15 protein-coding genes are annotated in these 14,346 nt (G+C 59.3%); 7 read left to right on the top strand and 8 right to left on the bottom strand.

What is annotated here, in order from left to right; all coding sequences use genetic code 11:
* The first annotated feature begins 33 nt into the window (after positions 1–33).
* Positions 34–525 (top strand): glycine zipper domain-containing protein, encoded by a 492-nt coding sequence (locus PspS34_RS01160; protein ID WP_057712453.1) that lies wholly within the window; start codon positions 34–36, stop codon positions 523–525.
* A 66-nt stretch (positions 526–591) separates the two neighbouring features.
* Here PspS34_RS01160 and PspS34_RS01155 read toward each other — a convergent pair whose 3' ends face one another.
* The 3 genes from PspS34_RS01155 to PspS34_RS01145 form a co-directional block, all read right to left on the bottom strand.
* Positions 592–1,014 (bottom strand): thioesterase family protein, encoded by a 423-nt coding sequence (locus tag PspS34_RS01155; protein WP_007972849.1) that lies wholly within the window; start codon positions 1,012–1,014, stop codon positions 592–594.
* A 175-nt stretch (positions 1,015–1,189) separates the two neighbouring features.
* Positions 1,190–2,416: a 3-hydroxyacyl-CoA dehydrogenase gene (locus tag PspS34_RS01150; protein ID WP_154861246.1), complete on the bottom strand. Its 1,227-nt coding sequence runs from the start codon at positions 2,414–2,416 to the stop codon at positions 1,190–1,192.
* Between the two features lie 233 nt (positions 2,417–2,649).
* On the bottom strand, positions 2,650–4,584 hold the full coding sequence (locus tag PspS34_RS01145; RefSeq protein WP_154861247.1) for an ATP-dependent DNA helicase RecQ: 1,935 nt from the start codon (positions 4,582–4,584) through the stop codon (positions 2,650–2,652).
* A gap of 448 nt (positions 4,585–5,032) precedes the next feature.
* On the opposite strand from PspS34_RS01145, the gene PspS34_RS01140 reads away from it, so the two are divergent.
* From PspS34_RS01140 to PspS34_RS01125, 4 genes are all read left to right on the top strand, one after another.
* Positions 5,033–5,323, top strand: a complete 291-nt coding sequence (locus tag PspS34_RS01140) for a hypothetical protein (protein WP_150812035.1) — start codon at positions 5,033–5,035, stop codon at positions 5,321–5,323.
* 40 nt (positions 5,324–5,363) lie between these two features.
* Positions 5,364–5,555 carry a hypothetical protein gene (locus tag PspS34_RS01135; RefSeq protein ID WP_223508473.1) on the top strand — a complete coding sequence of 64 codons (192 nt, stop codon included), beginning with the start codon at positions 5,364–5,366 and terminating at the stop codon, positions 5,553–5,555.
* A 333-nt stretch (positions 5,556–5,888) separates the two neighbouring features.
* The gene (locus PspS34_RS01130; protein WP_154861248.1) at positions 5,889–6,185 is read left to right on the top strand and encodes a hypothetical protein; all 297 of its coding nucleotides are present in this window, start codon (positions 5,889–5,891) and stop codon (positions 6,183–6,185) included.
* Positions 6,186–6,475: 290 nt separating this feature from the next.
* Entirely contained in the window at positions 6,476–6,829 is a 354-nt protein-coding gene (locus tag PspS34_RS01125) for a DUF1493 family protein (RefSeq protein ID WP_154861249.1), read from the top strand.
* 96 nt (positions 6,830–6,925) lie between these two features.
* Here PspS34_RS01125 and PspS34_RS01120 read toward each other — a convergent pair whose 3' ends face one another.
* From PspS34_RS01120 to PspS34_RS01110, 3 genes are all read right to left on the bottom strand, one after another.
* On the bottom strand, positions 6,926–8,467 hold the full coding sequence (locus tag PspS34_RS01120) for a phosphoenolpyruvate carboxykinase (protein WP_057712463.1): 1,542 nt from the start codon (positions 8,465–8,467) through the stop codon (positions 6,926–6,928).
* Between the two features lie 180 nt (positions 8,468–8,647).
* Positions 8,648–9,550, bottom strand: a complete 903-nt coding sequence (gene hslO / locus PspS34_RS01115) for an Hsp33 family molecular chaperone HslO (protein ID WP_154861250.1) — start codon at positions 9,548–9,550, stop codon at positions 8,648–8,650.
* Between the two features lie 362 nt (positions 9,551–9,912).
* Complete coding sequence (locus PspS34_RS01110; RefSeq protein WP_090452521.1) at positions 9,913–10,320, bottom strand: S4 domain-containing protein; 408 nt, start codon at positions 10,318–10,320, stop codon at positions 9,913–9,915.
* A gap of 276 nt (positions 10,321–10,596) precedes the next feature.
* Here PspS34_RS01110 and PspS34_RS01105 point away from each other — a divergent pair, with 276 nt between their 5' ends.
* Together PspS34_RS01105 and rimK are read left to right on the top strand one after the other, a co-directional pair.
* Complete coding sequence (locus tag PspS34_RS01105) at positions 10,597–11,016, top strand: ATP-dependent zinc protease (RefSeq protein WP_238541697.1); 420 nt, start codon at positions 10,597–10,599, stop codon at positions 11,014–11,016.
* Positions 11,013–11,918, top strand: coding sequence for a 30S ribosomal protein S6--L-glutamate ligase (gene rimK / locus PspS34_RS01100; protein ID WP_007972871.1), 906 nt, complete (start codon positions 11,013–11,015; stop codon positions 11,916–11,918). The genes PspS34_RS01105 and rimK overlap by 4 nt, the downstream gene beginning before the upstream one ends.
* Before the next feature lie 131 nt (positions 11,919–12,049).
* On the opposite strand, the gene PspS34_RS01095 is transcribed toward rimK, so the two are convergent.
* Both PspS34_RS01095 and ompR read right to left on the bottom strand, forming a co-directional pair.
* A complete protein-coding gene (locus tag PspS34_RS01095) occupies positions 12,050–13,363 on the bottom strand; it encodes an ATP-binding protein (RefSeq protein WP_090452519.1) in 1,314 nt (437 codons plus the stop codon).
* A gap of 115 nt (positions 13,364–13,478) precedes the next feature.
* On the bottom strand, positions 13,479–14,219 hold the full coding sequence (gene ompR / locus PspS34_RS01090) for a two-component system response regulator OmpR (protein ID WP_007983158.1): 741 nt from the start codon (positions 14,217–14,219) through the stop codon (positions 13,479–13,481).
* Between the last annotated feature and the right edge of the window lie 127 nt (positions 14,220–14,346).

Here is a 14,346-nt window from a genome sequence, read left to right as displayed (position 1 = left end):
AGGATCGCGCCGTCATCCCCTTGAGGTTCCTCCATGAAGTTCTCCTCGATTCTCTTGTTGTCCCTTGGCCTGGTCAGCGGTATCGCATCTGCTGGCGGCACCACCGAAGCCGGTGTAGGCGGCGCATTGGGCGGGGTTCTAGGCTCGGTCGTCGGTCAGTCGTTAGGCGGCAGCACAGGTTCCACCATCGGCGCGGCCCTGGGTGGCGCGGGTGGTAGCGCCGTCGGCGCAAACAAACACAGCCGTGGCGAAGCCGCCCTTGGCGGTGCGTTGGGCGCAGCAGGCGGTAACGTGGTCGGCCGCAGCATGGGCGGCACCACCGGTAGCCTGATCGGCGCCGCAGCAGGCGGCGGTGCCGGTGGCGCGCTGGGTAACTACATGGGCAAAGAGTACGATCATGATGACGACGACGATCGTCGTTCGTATCGCGGCCATGGTGATCGTCGTTACTACCGTGACGGCCATCCGGGCCGTGGTCATGCCTATGGCCATCGCAAGAAGCACCACAAGTACTACCGCGACTAAGGCCTCGAGCGCCTCGCTGGTAAGTACAACAAAAATCGCAGCCCAAGGGCTGCGATTTTTTTTGCCTTACTGAACCACCAGACGCTCCAGCGCCCCGCGCAACCCTGCAGGAATCGCCACAGGTTGATTCGACGCACGATCGACAAACACATGCACGAAGCGCCCCGCCGCGCAGGCCTCGTCTTCCCCTTGCTTGAACACGGCCAGTTCGTATTGCACCGAGCTGTTGCCCAACTTGCCCACCCGCAGACCGATCTCGATGCGGTCCGGGAAAGCAATGGAAGCAAAGTAATCACAGGAGGAGCTCACCACGAACCCCACCACCTCACCGTCATGGATATCCAGGCCGCCGACTTCGATCAGGTAAGTGTTCACCGCCGTATCGAAGAAGCTGTAGTAGGTGACGTTGTTGACGTGACCGTAAGCATCGTTGTCGTGCCAGCGGGTGGTGATGGGCTGGAAGTGGGGGTAGTCGGTGCGTTGGGGCATCAGCGTTGATTCCTGGAGTGGGTTCGCCAGTCTAAGGCGAAAACCGCGTTATCGTTCTTCGCGAGCAAGCCCGCTCCCACATTTGATCTTCGGTGAACACAGATTTTGCGTACGACCGATATCCAATGTGGGAGCGGGCTTGCTCGTGAAGGCGCCCTTGCAGGCGCCGCATCAATCACTTGTCAGCGAAGCCCTTGCCAGCCGCCGCCAGCTCCCCAATCACCCGCGCCGGATTCCAGTGATCACCCTGACGCGTCTCAAGGTCGATCAAGCGCCGGTGAATGTCCGCCAACCCTTGCTGATCCGCCCAGACCATCGGCCCGCCCTTGTCCGCCGGGAAACCGTATCCGTTGAGGTAGACCAGATCGATATCGTGAGCCGACCCGGCGATGCCTTCCTGAAGGATCTTCGCGCCTTCGTTGACCAGTGCCAGCAAGCAGCGCTCGAGAATCTCCTCCGGGCCGATCTCGCGGCGCTGGAACCCCAGCTCCTCACTGACTTGAAGCACCAGTGCGTCGACCTGCGGATCGTGTTCGGCCTGACGACTGCCCGGTTCATAGTGGTAAAAGCCGTTGCCACTCTTCTGGCCGAAACGTCCCTGCTCACACAAACGGTTATCCACCTGGACCTCCGGAGCATCCTGCCCAATCCCGGATAACTGGCGCGAGCGCCATTGCAGGTCGACGCCCACCACGTCGAACATGCGGAACGGCCCCATGGCAAAACCGAAGGCTTGCAGCGCTGCGTCCACCTGGTAGGGATAAGCGCCTTCGAGCAGCATTTTTCGCGCTTCGAGCACATAGGTATTGAGCATGCGGTTGCCGATGAAACCATCGCAATTGCCCGACACCACACTGACCTTGCCCATGCGTTGGCCGAGCGCCAGTGCCGCGTCGAGCACCGCCGGTGCAGTCTGCGCGCCACGGACGATTTCCAGCAGTTTCATGATATGCGCCGGGCTGAAGAAGTGCAGGCCCAGCACTTGCTGCGGCCGACGTGTGACCGCGGCGATGGCATCGATGTCCAGCGCCGAAGTATTGCTGGCCAGAATCGCCTCAGGTTTGAGCAGGCCATCGAGCTCGCGGAAAATTTTCTGCTTGAGCTCAAGGTTTTCGTACACCGCTTCGATGACCAGGTCGACATCGCGGATGGCCACATAACCATCCGCCGCCGTAACGCGCGCGACACGGGCATCGGCTTCGCCCTGATCAATGCGGCCCTGACGCACGTTGTGGGCATAGGTGTCCGCCACGGTGGCCAGCGCTTGCTCCAGCATTTGCGGATTGTTGTCGACCCACTGCACGGCCACTCCGGCGTTGGCCAGGCACATGACAATGCCACGGCCCATGGTGCCCGCGCCGATGACGGCGGCGCGCTGAATATTCGACGGTGTCTGGCTCATGTTTTGTTCTCTTGTTGGCGATCCGAAGACAGCCACCACCATAGTCAGCCACCGGCTTTTTTTGAAATTTATTCCTGTGATGAGCAACATTCAGCGGATGGATGTAGCCCCTTTGAGTGCACCGCAAATCCCTGTGGGAGCGGGCTTGCTCGCGAAGGCGATCCATCTGTTGCCAGTGATGGTGACTGACCCACCGCTTTCGCGAGCAAGCCCGCTCCCACACTGACCGTGTTTCAACCGAGTAGATGCCGCTCGGCCCACTCCCGCACCCCGGCATACGGATAATCTTCCAGCGCCGCAAACCCGGGAATCGACCGCGCCTTGAGCTTGGTGAACAACGGCACGCTGATCCCGCACAGAAACCGTGTTACACGTTCAGCCGAGGGCACGTTGCCCGTGTGCTGCTCGTGCCTGTGGATAAAACCGCCACACAGCGCCTCGAAATTCTTATCCACAAGCGCCGGCAACTCCGGTGGTGCCGGTAGCCGCGCCACTTGCCCATGACACACCGAACAATGTCCACATTGCTGCGGGGCATTGTGGTCGCCGAAATACTCGGCCAGGCGATAACCCAGGCAACGGTCGGTGGCGAACAGATCCAGCATCGCGTGAATCCGTGCGACCTCGGTGCGCTCATGCCGAGTGAAATAGCCGTGCAGTTCCTCGCTCAACGCGACGTTGTCGAACCCGCTTTGCAGCACGCTGTAGACCTCGGTCATCTGCTTGCTTTCGAGCTCCACCCAGCCTTTCTCCTGGAAGTAATCCAGCGCCTTGACTACCCGACTGCGCTCGGCCTGATGCTGCTCGTACAGCGCCTCGAAATTCACCGTGGCCCAGGTCCGGGCGCGGCTGGAGGTCTGGATGATCGCAGCGACAAAATCCCTGCGCTCGCCTTCGAAACGCGCCAATAGCACCTCGGGCTCCTGCACATACTTGAAACGGTACTCGGCGTAGTACGCGTAGCGCGGGGCGATCAACCCGCGCAATTCGAGTTGCACCAGCAAGGTCTTGAGCGGCAACTGGCGAATATTGCTCTGGTCTGCCAACGGCCCCAGCAGAAACTCCCACTGCCCTTCGGTTGCAGCGGCATGCATCTCGTCAAGCACGCAACGGATGCCATCCAGTTCGGGTGTGTCGCCGTAGACGAAATTCTCCAGCACGTTGAGGCTGTCGCGGTTGGCCAATACCAGGCAGTCCGACGGCTGCCCGTCACGCCCGGCGCGGCCGATTTCCTGGCTGTAGTTTTCGATGGATTTGGGCAGGTCGAAATGCACCACGTTGCGGATGTCGCTTTTGTCGATGCCCATGCCGAAAGCGATGGTGGCGACGATGCAATTGGATTGCCCGCCCATGAAGCGACGCTGGATCGCTTCCCGTTGCTCATGGGGCAACCCGGCGTGATAAGCCTCGGCCTGAATGCCGTTGCGGTTCAGGTGTTCGGCGATGTGCTCGGCGGTTTTCTGCAAAGTGACATAGACGATGCTCGGCTGGTCCGGACGCTGGCTCATCCATTCGACCAGGCGTCGGCGCTTGTCCGCTCCGCGAACCGGCTCCACCAGCAAATTGAGGTTCGGGCGATAGAAACCGGTGGTCACCACATCGTCGGCGGCGATGGTGAATTTCGCCTGCATGTCGGCGATGACCTTGGGCGTCGCCGTTGCGGTCAACAGCAACACCTGCGGGATGTTGAACTGGCGTTGATAGTCGGGAAGCTTGAGGTAGTCCGGGCGAAAGTTATGCCCCCATTCGGAAATGCAGTGCGCCTCGTCCACCACCAGCAGCGAGATCGGTACTTGCTGTAAAAAATGTCGGAAGCGCTCGTTCTTCAGGCGCTCCACGGAGATCATCAAAATCTTCAGTTCGCCGGATTTTGCCCGGGCCATGACGTCGCTGGCGTCATCGCGGCTCTGGGCCGAATCGATACTGCCCGCCGAGATGCCGTGGCGTTGCAGGAACGCCAGTTGATCCTGCATCAACGCCAGCAAGGGTGAGACCACCAGAGTCAGGTGCGGCAGCAACAACGCCGGTAATTGGTAGCAAAGGGATTTACCGGAACCGGTGGGGAAAATCGCTGCCGCCGAGCGCCCGGCCAGCACGGCACTGACGGCCGCCTCCTGACCGGGTCGAAATTGTGGATAACCGAAAACCTGTTCCAGGGTGTTGTGCATAAGCTGTCACTCCGTTGACTGCTGCGGAGTCAAAAGCCTAGCCGGCGATCGCAGCGAGTCGAGAAAAGGTCGGGGGCAAAAACGATACCGGATGATACAGCGGATGGCTGGAAGGGCTTGAGATCGCTTTCGCGAGCAGGCTCGCGAAGAGGCCAGCACACCCACCGCAAAACTCGAAATACCCGACAGCTCCCAAAGCCCTCTCTGCCGATACTTGCTAAACAGCGACCAATAACCCCGTAGGCATTTTTACCGGCAGCGGCTACGGCGCACAAACCTCCGAAAATGTGTAAGCCTTTTCCTCGGAACACGATAAATACCCTACAACGCCTGTCCATTTCAGCCATCTTGTCCTGCAACGCCAGGTCCTCCTATAGTTTCCGGCGCGGCTGAAAACAGTGTCTCGGCCTGCCGGGAACACTTGCCGATTTCGCACAGGACCCACTCGATGAAGAAAGCCGACACGCCGACAGCCCGCTATCACCCGCTCAAGAGCCGCTACAGCGAAACCCCAGTGCTGGTCATCGATACCGAGGCCGACCCCTACGAGATCCTCGACGCCGCCCGACAACGCATACGCGCCGCCAGCGACCTGCTCGAAACCCTTTATTGCACGTGTTTCAAACAGGCCGAAGCGAGCGACATCCCCAAGATCGTCGGCGCCCTGTACCTGTTGACCCAGGACGGCAACGACCTGCTCGACATCGCCCGGCAGCGCCTGCCGAAACTCACCGACTGAAGCCCCACCACAATCTCCTGTGGGAGCGAGCTTGCTCGCGATGAACGATAACGCGGTGAGCCTGATGAAAAACAAAATACCCGATACCCAAGAACCGCTCGAACAAGCAGCCTACGACGCATGGTTCAAAGCCCAAGTAAAAGCCGGCCTCGATGATCTCCGTCCCAGCATTCCAGATGAAGAAGCCAAACGCTTGATGGCAATCAAACGCGAAAAATTGCGCAGGCGATAAATCCGTCAGCAACGCCCTATCAAAGCTTCGGCCCAGTCCTACAAAAGAAGACACCTTGTCGCCTATCGCATCTAACAACGAAATTTTACTGTCTCCCCATCGCTGCAAAATCAGCGATCAGGTTTGGTCACCTGAGAACAACGCACACATGTGTGCCATCATTCGCGCCGCGGACATCTATGTCCTAGTAGTGCATTGCTATGGCGGCTGTGTGCGGGACGCCTTCGGGCGAGCCGAGTTGTTGTTCTCGGTTGACCAAGCCTGCGCACAGTCCGCCTCCCATCGTTTGGTCACGGTGCTGGCGGTTTCTTAACAACAAACCGAGTAATTCATATGCAAACTCTGAATCCGTTTCCAAATCGCTACCGTCCACTCCAAACCAACCTCACCGATTCCCCGGCCCTGATCATCGACACAGAAGCCAACCCGCAAGACATCCTCGAAGCCGCCCTCCAACGCATCCGGGCCTCCAGCGAATTGCTGCAAACCCTGCACTGCCAATGTTTCAAACACGGCGACCTCAAAGACATCCCGCACATCACCCACGCGCTCTACCTGCTGACCCAGGACGGCTGCGACCTGCTCAAAGTCGCCCAACAACGCATGCTCAACTGGAAAGCTCCGGTCTGATCTTTAATGGAGATCGCTCCCACGCACTGCGCAGGAGCGATCAAGAAACAAGATTTGCTCCGTTGGAAACAAACCACTCAATGCCCTCATCGGATACAGAAGGAAACCATGAGCAGTTTTTTTGATGAGCTAATGGAAAGCGTGCAACAAATGAACGAGATCCTACGGGGTGAACGTCGGTCCTCCTTGCAAACTGAAAATGCTGAGCCGAGAGCAATCAACTCAGCCGGCCCTTCCTCTCAAGTCCGACGACCAATAAGATCCGTTAAGGACCAAACGGATCTCCCCCAATGAACCTCGCCTCCAACCTCCCCGACGACCACTTGATGCAGCAACTCATGCAACTGCTGCATGAGGAGCTTGGCTTCCCCGAACGCAAAACCATCAGCCTCGGCACCTCGATCAATTTCGACCTGGGCTGCAACGGTGCAGACGCCCGGCATTTGATCGAAACTCTGGAAGACTACTTCGTCATCGACTTCGTGGATTTCGACAGTTATCGCTATTTCCAGCCCGACGGCTTTGACGTGAATCTCAAGCGAAAAGCCAAGGGTCGCGGCGAGAAGGTGCCATTGACCATCGGCATGCTCTACCGGGCCATCAAGGCCCAACGCTGGGACACGGATGAGCTCGAAGGCCTGTAACGGCCCGACGCATTCTGACTTGCCCGCGAAAAACTGAATTTTGCGCACAAAAAAGCCGCCCCGAGGGGCGGCTTTTTCGTTAGCTCAATCCAACGCTTAGAGCTTTGGACCAGCAGCCTTGATCGCGTCGCTCACTTCGAACTTCTTGAAGTTCTCGATGAACAGGCCGGCCAGTGCTTTGGCGGCTTCGTCGTAGGCGGCTACGTCGGCCCAGGTGTTGCGTGGGTTCAGCAGGCCAGTCTCAACGCCCGGTACGGCCACTGGCACGTCGAGGTTGATGGTGTCCAGGTGCTCGGTCTCGGTACCGATCAGCGCGCCGCTCTGGATCGCTGCGATCACGGCACGGGTGGTCGGGATGTTGAAGCGTTTGCCGACGCCGTAGCCACCGCCGGTCCAGCCGGTGTTGACCAGGTAGACCTTGGAGCCGAAGCCGCGGATGCGCTTGATCAGCAGCTCAGCGTATTCGCCGGCTGGACGCGGGAAGAACGGCGCGCCGAAGCAGGTGGAGAAGGTCGACTTGATGCCACTGCCCGAACCCATTTCGGTCGAACCGACCAGGGCGGTGTAACCGGACAGGAAGTGGTAAGCCGCTTGTTCTTCGTTGAGGATCGACACTGGCGGCAGTACGCCGGTCAGGTCGCAGGTCAGGAAGATCACAGCGTTCGGCTCGCCACCGAGGTTCTTCTCGGAACGCTTGGCAACGTGCTCCAGCGGGTAGGCGGCGCGGCTGTTCTGGGTCAGGCTGACATCGGCATAGTCGGCGTGCTTGGCGTCGTCGATAACGACGTTTTCCAATACCGCGCCGTGCTTGATGGCTTTCCAGATAACCGGCTCGTTCTTCTCGGACAGGTCGATGCACTTGGCATAGCAACCGCCTTCGATGTTGAACACAACGCCTTCGCCCCAGCCGTGCTCGTCGTCACCGATCAGGTAACGGCTTTCGTCGGCCGACAGGGTGGTTTTACCAGTGCCGGACAGACCGAAGAACAGGGTCACGTCGCCTTCTTCGCCGATGTTGGCGGCGCAGTGCATTGGCAGTACGTCGGCAGCCGGCAGCAGGAAGTTCTGCACCGAGAACATGGCTTTCTTCATTTCACCGGCGTAACGCATGCCGGCGATCAGCACTTTCTTCTGTGCGAAGTTGATGATCACGCAGCCGTCGGAGTTGGTGCCGTCACGCTCTGGCACGCACTCGAAGTTGGCAACGTTGAGGACCTGCCACTCGTCACGACCCGCCGGGTTGTACTGAGCCGGGTTGATGAACAGGCAACGGCCGAACAGGTTCTGCCAGGCAGTCTGGGTGGTCATCTTCACGGCCAGGTAGTGCTCGGAAGCCGCACCTACATGCACGTGGGAAACGAAATGCTCTTGCGCGTTGTTGAATGCCTCAACGCGAGCCCACAGGGCGTCGAACTTGTCGGCCGGGAACTTGCGGTTGATCGGGCCCCAGGCAATGGCAGCCTGGGTGCTTGGCTCTTCAACGATGAAACGGTCGACTGGCGAACGGCCGGTACGGTGACCGGTACGAACAACCAGTGCGCCGGTATCGGCAAGCTCGCCTTCACCGCGATTGAGGGCTTCTTTAACCAGATCATCAACACTCAGATCGGTGTACACGGCATTGTTGGCTTGCGTCATGAGGTTCCCCGTCGGCCAGTGGCCGAGTGCTCCAAACGTTTTTGTAGTAGAAAGTCGTGCACTACTACCGCGAAAAAAGTGGGCCGGATTATGCCAGAAAAGCCCAAAAAGAGTAGGCCCCTCCTGTCGTAACGGCGTTAATCCGGCGCAAGGCAGTGAATTTACCTGCGCTGAACCGTTTTAGTGACGGGTATCTGACGGCGTCTCGATACCCGCGCCTGCGAACAATTGAGTGACATCGGCCGCGTCAAACAGGTAGCGCTGGTTGCAGAACTGGCAATCGATTTCGATGTTGCCACCGTGTTCGTCCACCAATTGCTGCGCGTCTTCCATACCCAGACTGACCAGCGCATTGGCCGAACGTTCGCGCGAGCAACTGCAACGGAAGCGCAGCTTCTGCACATCGAACAGACGCACCTGCTCGTCGTGGTACAGGCGATGCAGCACGGTTTCGTTGTCCAGGCTCAACAGCTCATCGGCGGTCAGCGTACCGCCCAGGGTGGTGATGTGCTGCCAGCTGGCGGCGCGTTCGTCTTCGTCTTTCAAACGATCGGCCGGCAGTTGTTGCAGCAACAGACCACGGGCACGACGACCATCGGCGTACAGCCAGAAACGCGTGCCGACTTGCTGGGACATGACGAAATAGTTGGTGAAGCATTCGGACAGGGTGGCGCCGTCGAGGTCGACGATGCCCTGGTATCGCTGGCCCTGTTTCGGGTCGATGGTCAATGCCAGGACGCCTTCAGGCATCAGGTCGGCCAGGGTGGCATCGGGAGCGATGCGATCCGCGTCGTAACGGGCCAGGCCACGGATGTCGCGCTCGCTGGAGCACTCGATCATCAGCAGCGGGATCGGGCCTTCGGAGCGGGCTTGCAGAATCAGCAAGCCATCGAACTTCATCGTGCCGACCAGCAACGATGCGGCCGCCATCAGCTCGCCGAGCAGTTGCGCGACCGGCTGCGGGTAGGCGTGTTTGGCCAGGACTTCGGCGTAGCTGAGCTCCAACGAAACCAGCTCGCCACGGGTGTCGCTGTCATCGAAGATGAAGCGTTGTGTGAAGTCGTTATCCGCGTGATCGGTCATAGGTCTGGGTATCTGAAGTAGTGAAAATGGTTACAGGAAACAAGAAATTTACCTTGCGCGACCACTCGGGTGCGCAATGTTCAGCCATGAAAGGCATTTTATGAACAATTCGGGCCTGATCCAAGCAGGTGGAACAAGCGCTGATGGGTTCCGGGTCGTTTCCCGCTCTGCACTGCTGGCAATGTGGTTATGGCCTACAGATCAGAGACTGTGTGTGATTTTCGACGAGCGGCGATATCGTCCATGCGATGCACTGCTGGCCAGGCACAGATATGGATGCGCACCGGGTCAATTGCAAGTCTGAGCCTGAAGGCGCGGTGAAACCTGGCGAGTGCGCGGCACTCGCCCGAGCAATATCTGTATTAGTCGTCGTTACTGCTGCCACGAAACTTGAACAAATCCCGCCGCTGTTTCTTGCTTGGCTTACCGTCGGTGCTCACGCCCAGGGCTCCGGCCTTTCTTTGCGCTGCGGCCTCTTCGCGCTTGGCGATGCTGGCCAGGGTTTCGGCATACAAGGTTTGCGCCTCCGGTGCGCCGCGACGAACGATCGACAGTGCCAGGACTACCACCGTGCGCTCCTCGAAACCGGTGCGAATCACGAACTCATCGCCGATTCGTGGCTCTTTACCCGGCTTGCAGCGCTCGCCCCGGCAATGCACCTTGCCGCTTTCAATCGCCGCCTTGGCCAGGGCGCGGGTTTTGTAGAATCGTGCAGCCCACAACCATTTATCGAGGCGGACTTTGTCGTCCTCTTCGTTTTTTTGTGCCATGGAATTTCCTCATTCTGAAATATTGGTGAACTGTACTACCGTTTCTGACGTACCAAGAATTTCACCGTCTCGGATTACAATGCTGACATTCCATAACCTCCTTGCGAGGCTGGAAATCCGGGCCGTAGATATCTGTCGCCTTTTAATCATTATTCTGCGTGAATACCGCGAATCCGGCCGCGTGCGGCCCGAGCGGTTTCTACCGGTTGAGCACTATTGAAGACATTTGACCATTTGACCGTTGTCGGTCTGCGCGAGTGGGTGGCGCTCCCGGATTTGGGAGTCGCCGGCCTTCGGGCAAAAATCGACACCGGTGCCAGCACCTCAAGCCTCCACGCCACCGAAATCGAGCTGTTCGAGCGCGATGGTGAGCAGTGGGTGCGTTTTACCGCCCACCTGGGTTCCGTCGTACAACTGCGCCACCGACGCTGCGAAGCACCGCTGGTGACGATGAAAACCATTAAAAGCTCAAACGGTCACGCGCAGGTGCGATACGTGATCAGCACTACCCTGGCCCTTGGTGATCGGGTCTGGCGGGTCGAGTTCACGCTCGCCTGCCGCAAGTCCATGCGTTATCGCCTGCTGCTCGGCTCCAAAGCCCTGATTCACGGCCAGTTGGTAGTCAATCCGGGCATCAAGTACGTACAAGACAAGCCGGTGTTCCCGGTATCTACCTCCTCCACAGGTGTTGCATGAAGATCGCTGTGCTGTCGCGGAATCCGCGTCTGTATTCCACCCGTCGTCTGGTCGAAGCCGGTACCGAGCGTGGCCATGAAATGGTGGTGGTCGACACTTTGCGCGCCTACATGAACATCGCCAGCCACAAGCCACAGATCCACTACCGCGGCAAACCGCTGGAGGGTTTCGATGCGGTGATTCCACGGATCGGTGCATCCGTGACCTTTTATGGCTGCGCAGTGCTGCGCCAGTTCGAAATGATGGGGGTATTTCCGCTCAACGAATCGGTGGCCATTGCCCGTTCGCGGGACAAGCTGCGTTCACTGCAATTGTTGTCCCGTCGCGGGATCGGCTTGCCGGTGACCGGGTTTGCCCACTCCCCCGATGACATTCCCGACCTGATCGAAATGGTCAACGGTGCGCCGTTGGTGATCAAGGTGCTGGAAGGTACCCAGGGCATCGGCGTGGTGCTGTGCGAAACCGCCACGGCCGCGGAATCGGTGATCGAGGCGTTCATGGGCCTAAAGCAGAACATCATGGTTCAGGAGTACATCAAGGAAGCCGGTGGTGCGGACATTCGCTGCTTCGTCGTCGGCGACAAGGTGATTGCAGCGATGAAGCGCCAGGCCAAACCCGGCGAATTTCGCTCCAACCTGCATCGCGGTGGCAGCGCGAGCCTGATCAAGATCACCCCGGAAGAGCGCATGACGGCGTTACGTGCGGCGAAGGTCATGGGGCTGGCGGTGGCAGGTGTCGACATCCTGCGCTCCAATCACGGGCCGTTGGTGATGGAAGTTAACTCGTCGCCGGGTCTGGAGGGAATTGAGACCACCACCGGGAAGAATGTGGCGGGGATCATCATTGAGCATCTGGAGAAGAATGGCGGGCCGAATATGACTCGGACCAAAGGGAAGGGTTAAACCTCAAGCCTTGTGGCGGCAGGGATGCCGCCATCGCGAGCAAGCTCGCTCCCACAGGGTTTTAGCCAAAATCACTGTGGGAGCGGGCTTGCCCGCGAAGGGGCCGTCAGCCCCACTGAAAAAATCAGGCCTTAAACGGCATCCCGCGGCAGCAGCAGCCCCAACGGCAACCGCACCCGAGCTTCCAGCCCACCGCCCGAGCGGTTACGCAGCTCAACGTTGCCGCCATGCATCGAAGCAATCCGCTTCACGATCGCCAATCCCAACCCAGTGCCCTTGCCACCCCGGGCACGGTCACCGCGGGTGAACGGGTTGAAAATCGCCTCCAGCTCCGAAGGATCGATCCCGGCACCACGGTCCATGACACTCAGCACTACATACGGTGCGCTGGTGTCCCCGGACACATACGCCGCCACCTCCACACCGCTGCCGGCATGATGCAGTGCGTTGCCGATCAGGTTGTTCAGCAGTCGCTTCATCGATACCCGACGTAGCGGAAACGGCTGGATAGGCTCCAGGCGCAGCCGCACTTTTTCTTCGGTCTGGTTATACGGCGCGGCAACTTCACGGACCAGGTCGCTCAGGTCGACCTCTTCCACCGATTCGTCGCGCCCGTCACGAATGAACGCCAGGAACTGATCGAGAATCGCATCCATGTCTTCGATGTCGCGCACCATGTCGTCGGTCAGGTCCGTGTGATCGCCCATCAACTCCAGGGACAGACGCAATCGCGTCAACGGCGTGCGTAAATCATGGGAAACCCCGGCCAGCATCAATTCACGCTCGCGACCGGCCTGTTCGACGTCTTCAGCCATCTGGTTGAAGGCGCGGTACACCTCGGTCATCTCGCTCGGCGTATCGCTGATTGGCAGGCGCACACTGCGGCCCTGGCCAAGTTGCCGCGCGGCATACACCAGACGCTTCAAAGGTTGATTGAGCTGGCTGACGAAGATCCAGGCCGAAGCGGTGGACAGCAGGCCAATAGCGAGGAACCAGCCCAGCACGTTCCAGATTTTCTGGCCGCGCAACGGATGGGGATAAAGCGGTACTTTCAGCCAGCCATCACCCAGGCTTGGCGCCCGGACCCACAGCGCCGGTGGCGAATGCATGCGCAGCCGGACCTCAGTGTCGGCACCCAGCTCCGCCTGCATCTGCCGCTGGTAGATCTCGCTGTAAGGCCAGTGCTGTTCGCCTTCCGGCACGCCGGCACCCACCACCCGGATCAAGGTCGCGGCCTCGGCGATCTTGCCGCGGTTTTCTTCATCGGCAGCCCAATAGGCGCGCAGCGTCAGGGCGACACCGTGGCTGTACTGGCGGTCCACCAGCACGTCTTCGTTCATCAGCAGATAAACCAGGGTCAGCGCCTTGGAGAAGAGTACGACGATGAGCACCAGCCAAAGGGTGCGGGAGAAGAAGCTCTGGGGAAACCAAACGGGGGTTTTCATGGATAACCGTTAAACACTTGCAGGAGCGAGCGATGCTCGCATATTGCGGATCGCGAGTCTGCGGACAGGATCGATTGATCCGATGTCCGCGTGACCCGCTCCTACAAATCGCCAATCACTTGGTGGCGGTACCATCCGGTACAAACACGTAACCCACGCCCCAGACAGTCTGGATGTAACGCGGTTTGGACGGATCGGGCTCGATCATCCGGCGCAGACGGGAAATCTGCACATCGATGGAACGCTCCAGGGCATCCCACTCGCGGCCACGGGCCAGGTTCATCAATTTGTCGCGGGTCAGCGGTTGACGCGCGTTCATCACCAGGGCCTTGAGTACAGCGAACTCACCGGTGGTGAGCATGTGCACTTCTTCGCCGCGCTTGAGCTCGCGGGTAGCCAGGGACAATTCATAGTCACCGAAGGTCACGCTTTCGTCTTCGCTGCCTGGCGCGCCCGGCACCGGAGCCGACTGGCGACGCAGGACCGCTTTGACGCGAGCCATCAGCTCATCGGGGTTGAACGGCTTGGCCAGGTAATCGTCGGCACCCAGCTCCAGGCCCTTGATGCGGCTCAGCTCATCGCCCTTGGCGGTCAGCATGATGATCGGAATCTGGTTGTTCGCGCCGCGCAGACGGCGGCAGGCGGTCAAGCCGTCTTCACCGGGCAGCATCAGGTCGAGTACGACCAGGTTGAACACTTCGCGCGCCAGCAGGCGATCCATTTGCTCAGTGTTCGGTACGGCGCGGGCGCGGTAGCCCTTGCTGACGAAAAAACGCTCCAGCAGGCTGCTGAGCCCAGGATCGTCGTCAACAATAAGAATTTTTTCGCCTTCAGCAGTTTGTGCAGTGCTGCTCATTGGATGCTCCTTTGATCTCGGCGCGCATTATGGCGTAGCTGCCGTTATACGCACCGTGTGCATTGTTAGCAGATTTTTCCTTTAGTGCCAGAAAACCGGCCATTTCACCTGCAACCCGCGATGTCCC

Origin of the sequence: Pseudomonas sp. S34, assembly GCF_009866745.1 — a bacterium.
Taxonomy (GTDB): Bacteria; Pseudomonadota; Gammaproteobacteria; order Pseudomonadales; family Pseudomonadaceae; genus Aquipseudomonas; species Aquipseudomonas jessenii.
This window is presented reverse-complemented; position numbering and strand designations above follow the sequence as displayed.

Coding starts and splice junctions, on each gene's coding strand:
- PspS34_RS01130 (WP_154861248.1), top strand. CDS start 5,889: ATGCAAACTCTGAATCCGTTTCCAAATCGCTACCGTCCACTCCAAACC.
- ompR (WP_007983158.1), bottom strand. CDS start 14,219: ATGAGCAGCACTGCACAAACTGCTGAAGGCGAAAAAATTCTTATTGTT.
- PspS34_RS01150 (WP_154861246.1), bottom strand. CDS start 2,416: ATGAGCCAGACACCGTCGAATATTCAGCGCGCCGCCGTCATCGGCGCG.
- PspS34_RS01135 (WP_223508473.1), top strand. CDS start 5,364: ATGAACGATAACGCGGTGAGCCTGATGAAAAACAAAATACCCGATACC.
- rimK (WP_007972871.1), top strand. CDS start 11,013: ATGAAGATCGCTGTGCTGTCGCGGAATCCGCGTCTGTATTCCACCCGT.
- PspS34_RS01120 (WP_057712463.1), bottom strand. CDS start 8,467: ATGACGCAAGCCAACAATGCCGTGTACACCGATCTGAGTGTTGATGAT.
- PspS34_RS01160 (WP_057712453.1), top strand. CDS start 34: ATGAAGTTCTCCTCGATTCTCTTGTTGTCCCTTGGCCTGGTCAGCGGT.
- PspS34_RS01110 (WP_090452521.1), bottom strand. CDS start 10,320: ATGGCACAAAAAAACGAAGAGGACGACAAAGTCCGCCTCGATAAATGG.
- PspS34_RS01155 (WP_007972849.1), bottom strand. CDS start 1,014: ATGCCCCAACGCACCGACTACCCCCACTTCCAGCCCATCACCACCCGC.
- PspS34_RS01145 (WP_154861247.1), bottom strand. CDS start 4,584: ATGCACAACACCCTGGAACAGGTTTTCGGTTATCCACAATTTCGACCC.
- PspS34_RS01095 (WP_090452519.1), bottom strand. CDS start 13,363: ATGAAAACCCCCGTTTGGTTTCCCCAGAGCTTCTTCTCCCGCACCCTT.
- hslO (WP_154861250.1), bottom strand. CDS start 9,550: ATGACCGATCACGCGGATAACGACTTCACACAACGCTTCATCTTCGAT.
- PspS34_RS01125 (WP_154861249.1), top strand. CDS start 6,476: ATGAACCTCGCCTCCAACCTCCCCGACGACCACTTGATGCAGCAACTC.
- PspS34_RS01140 (WP_150812035.1), top strand. CDS start 5,033: ATGAAGAAAGCCGACACGCCGACAGCCCGCTATCACCCGCTCAAGAGC.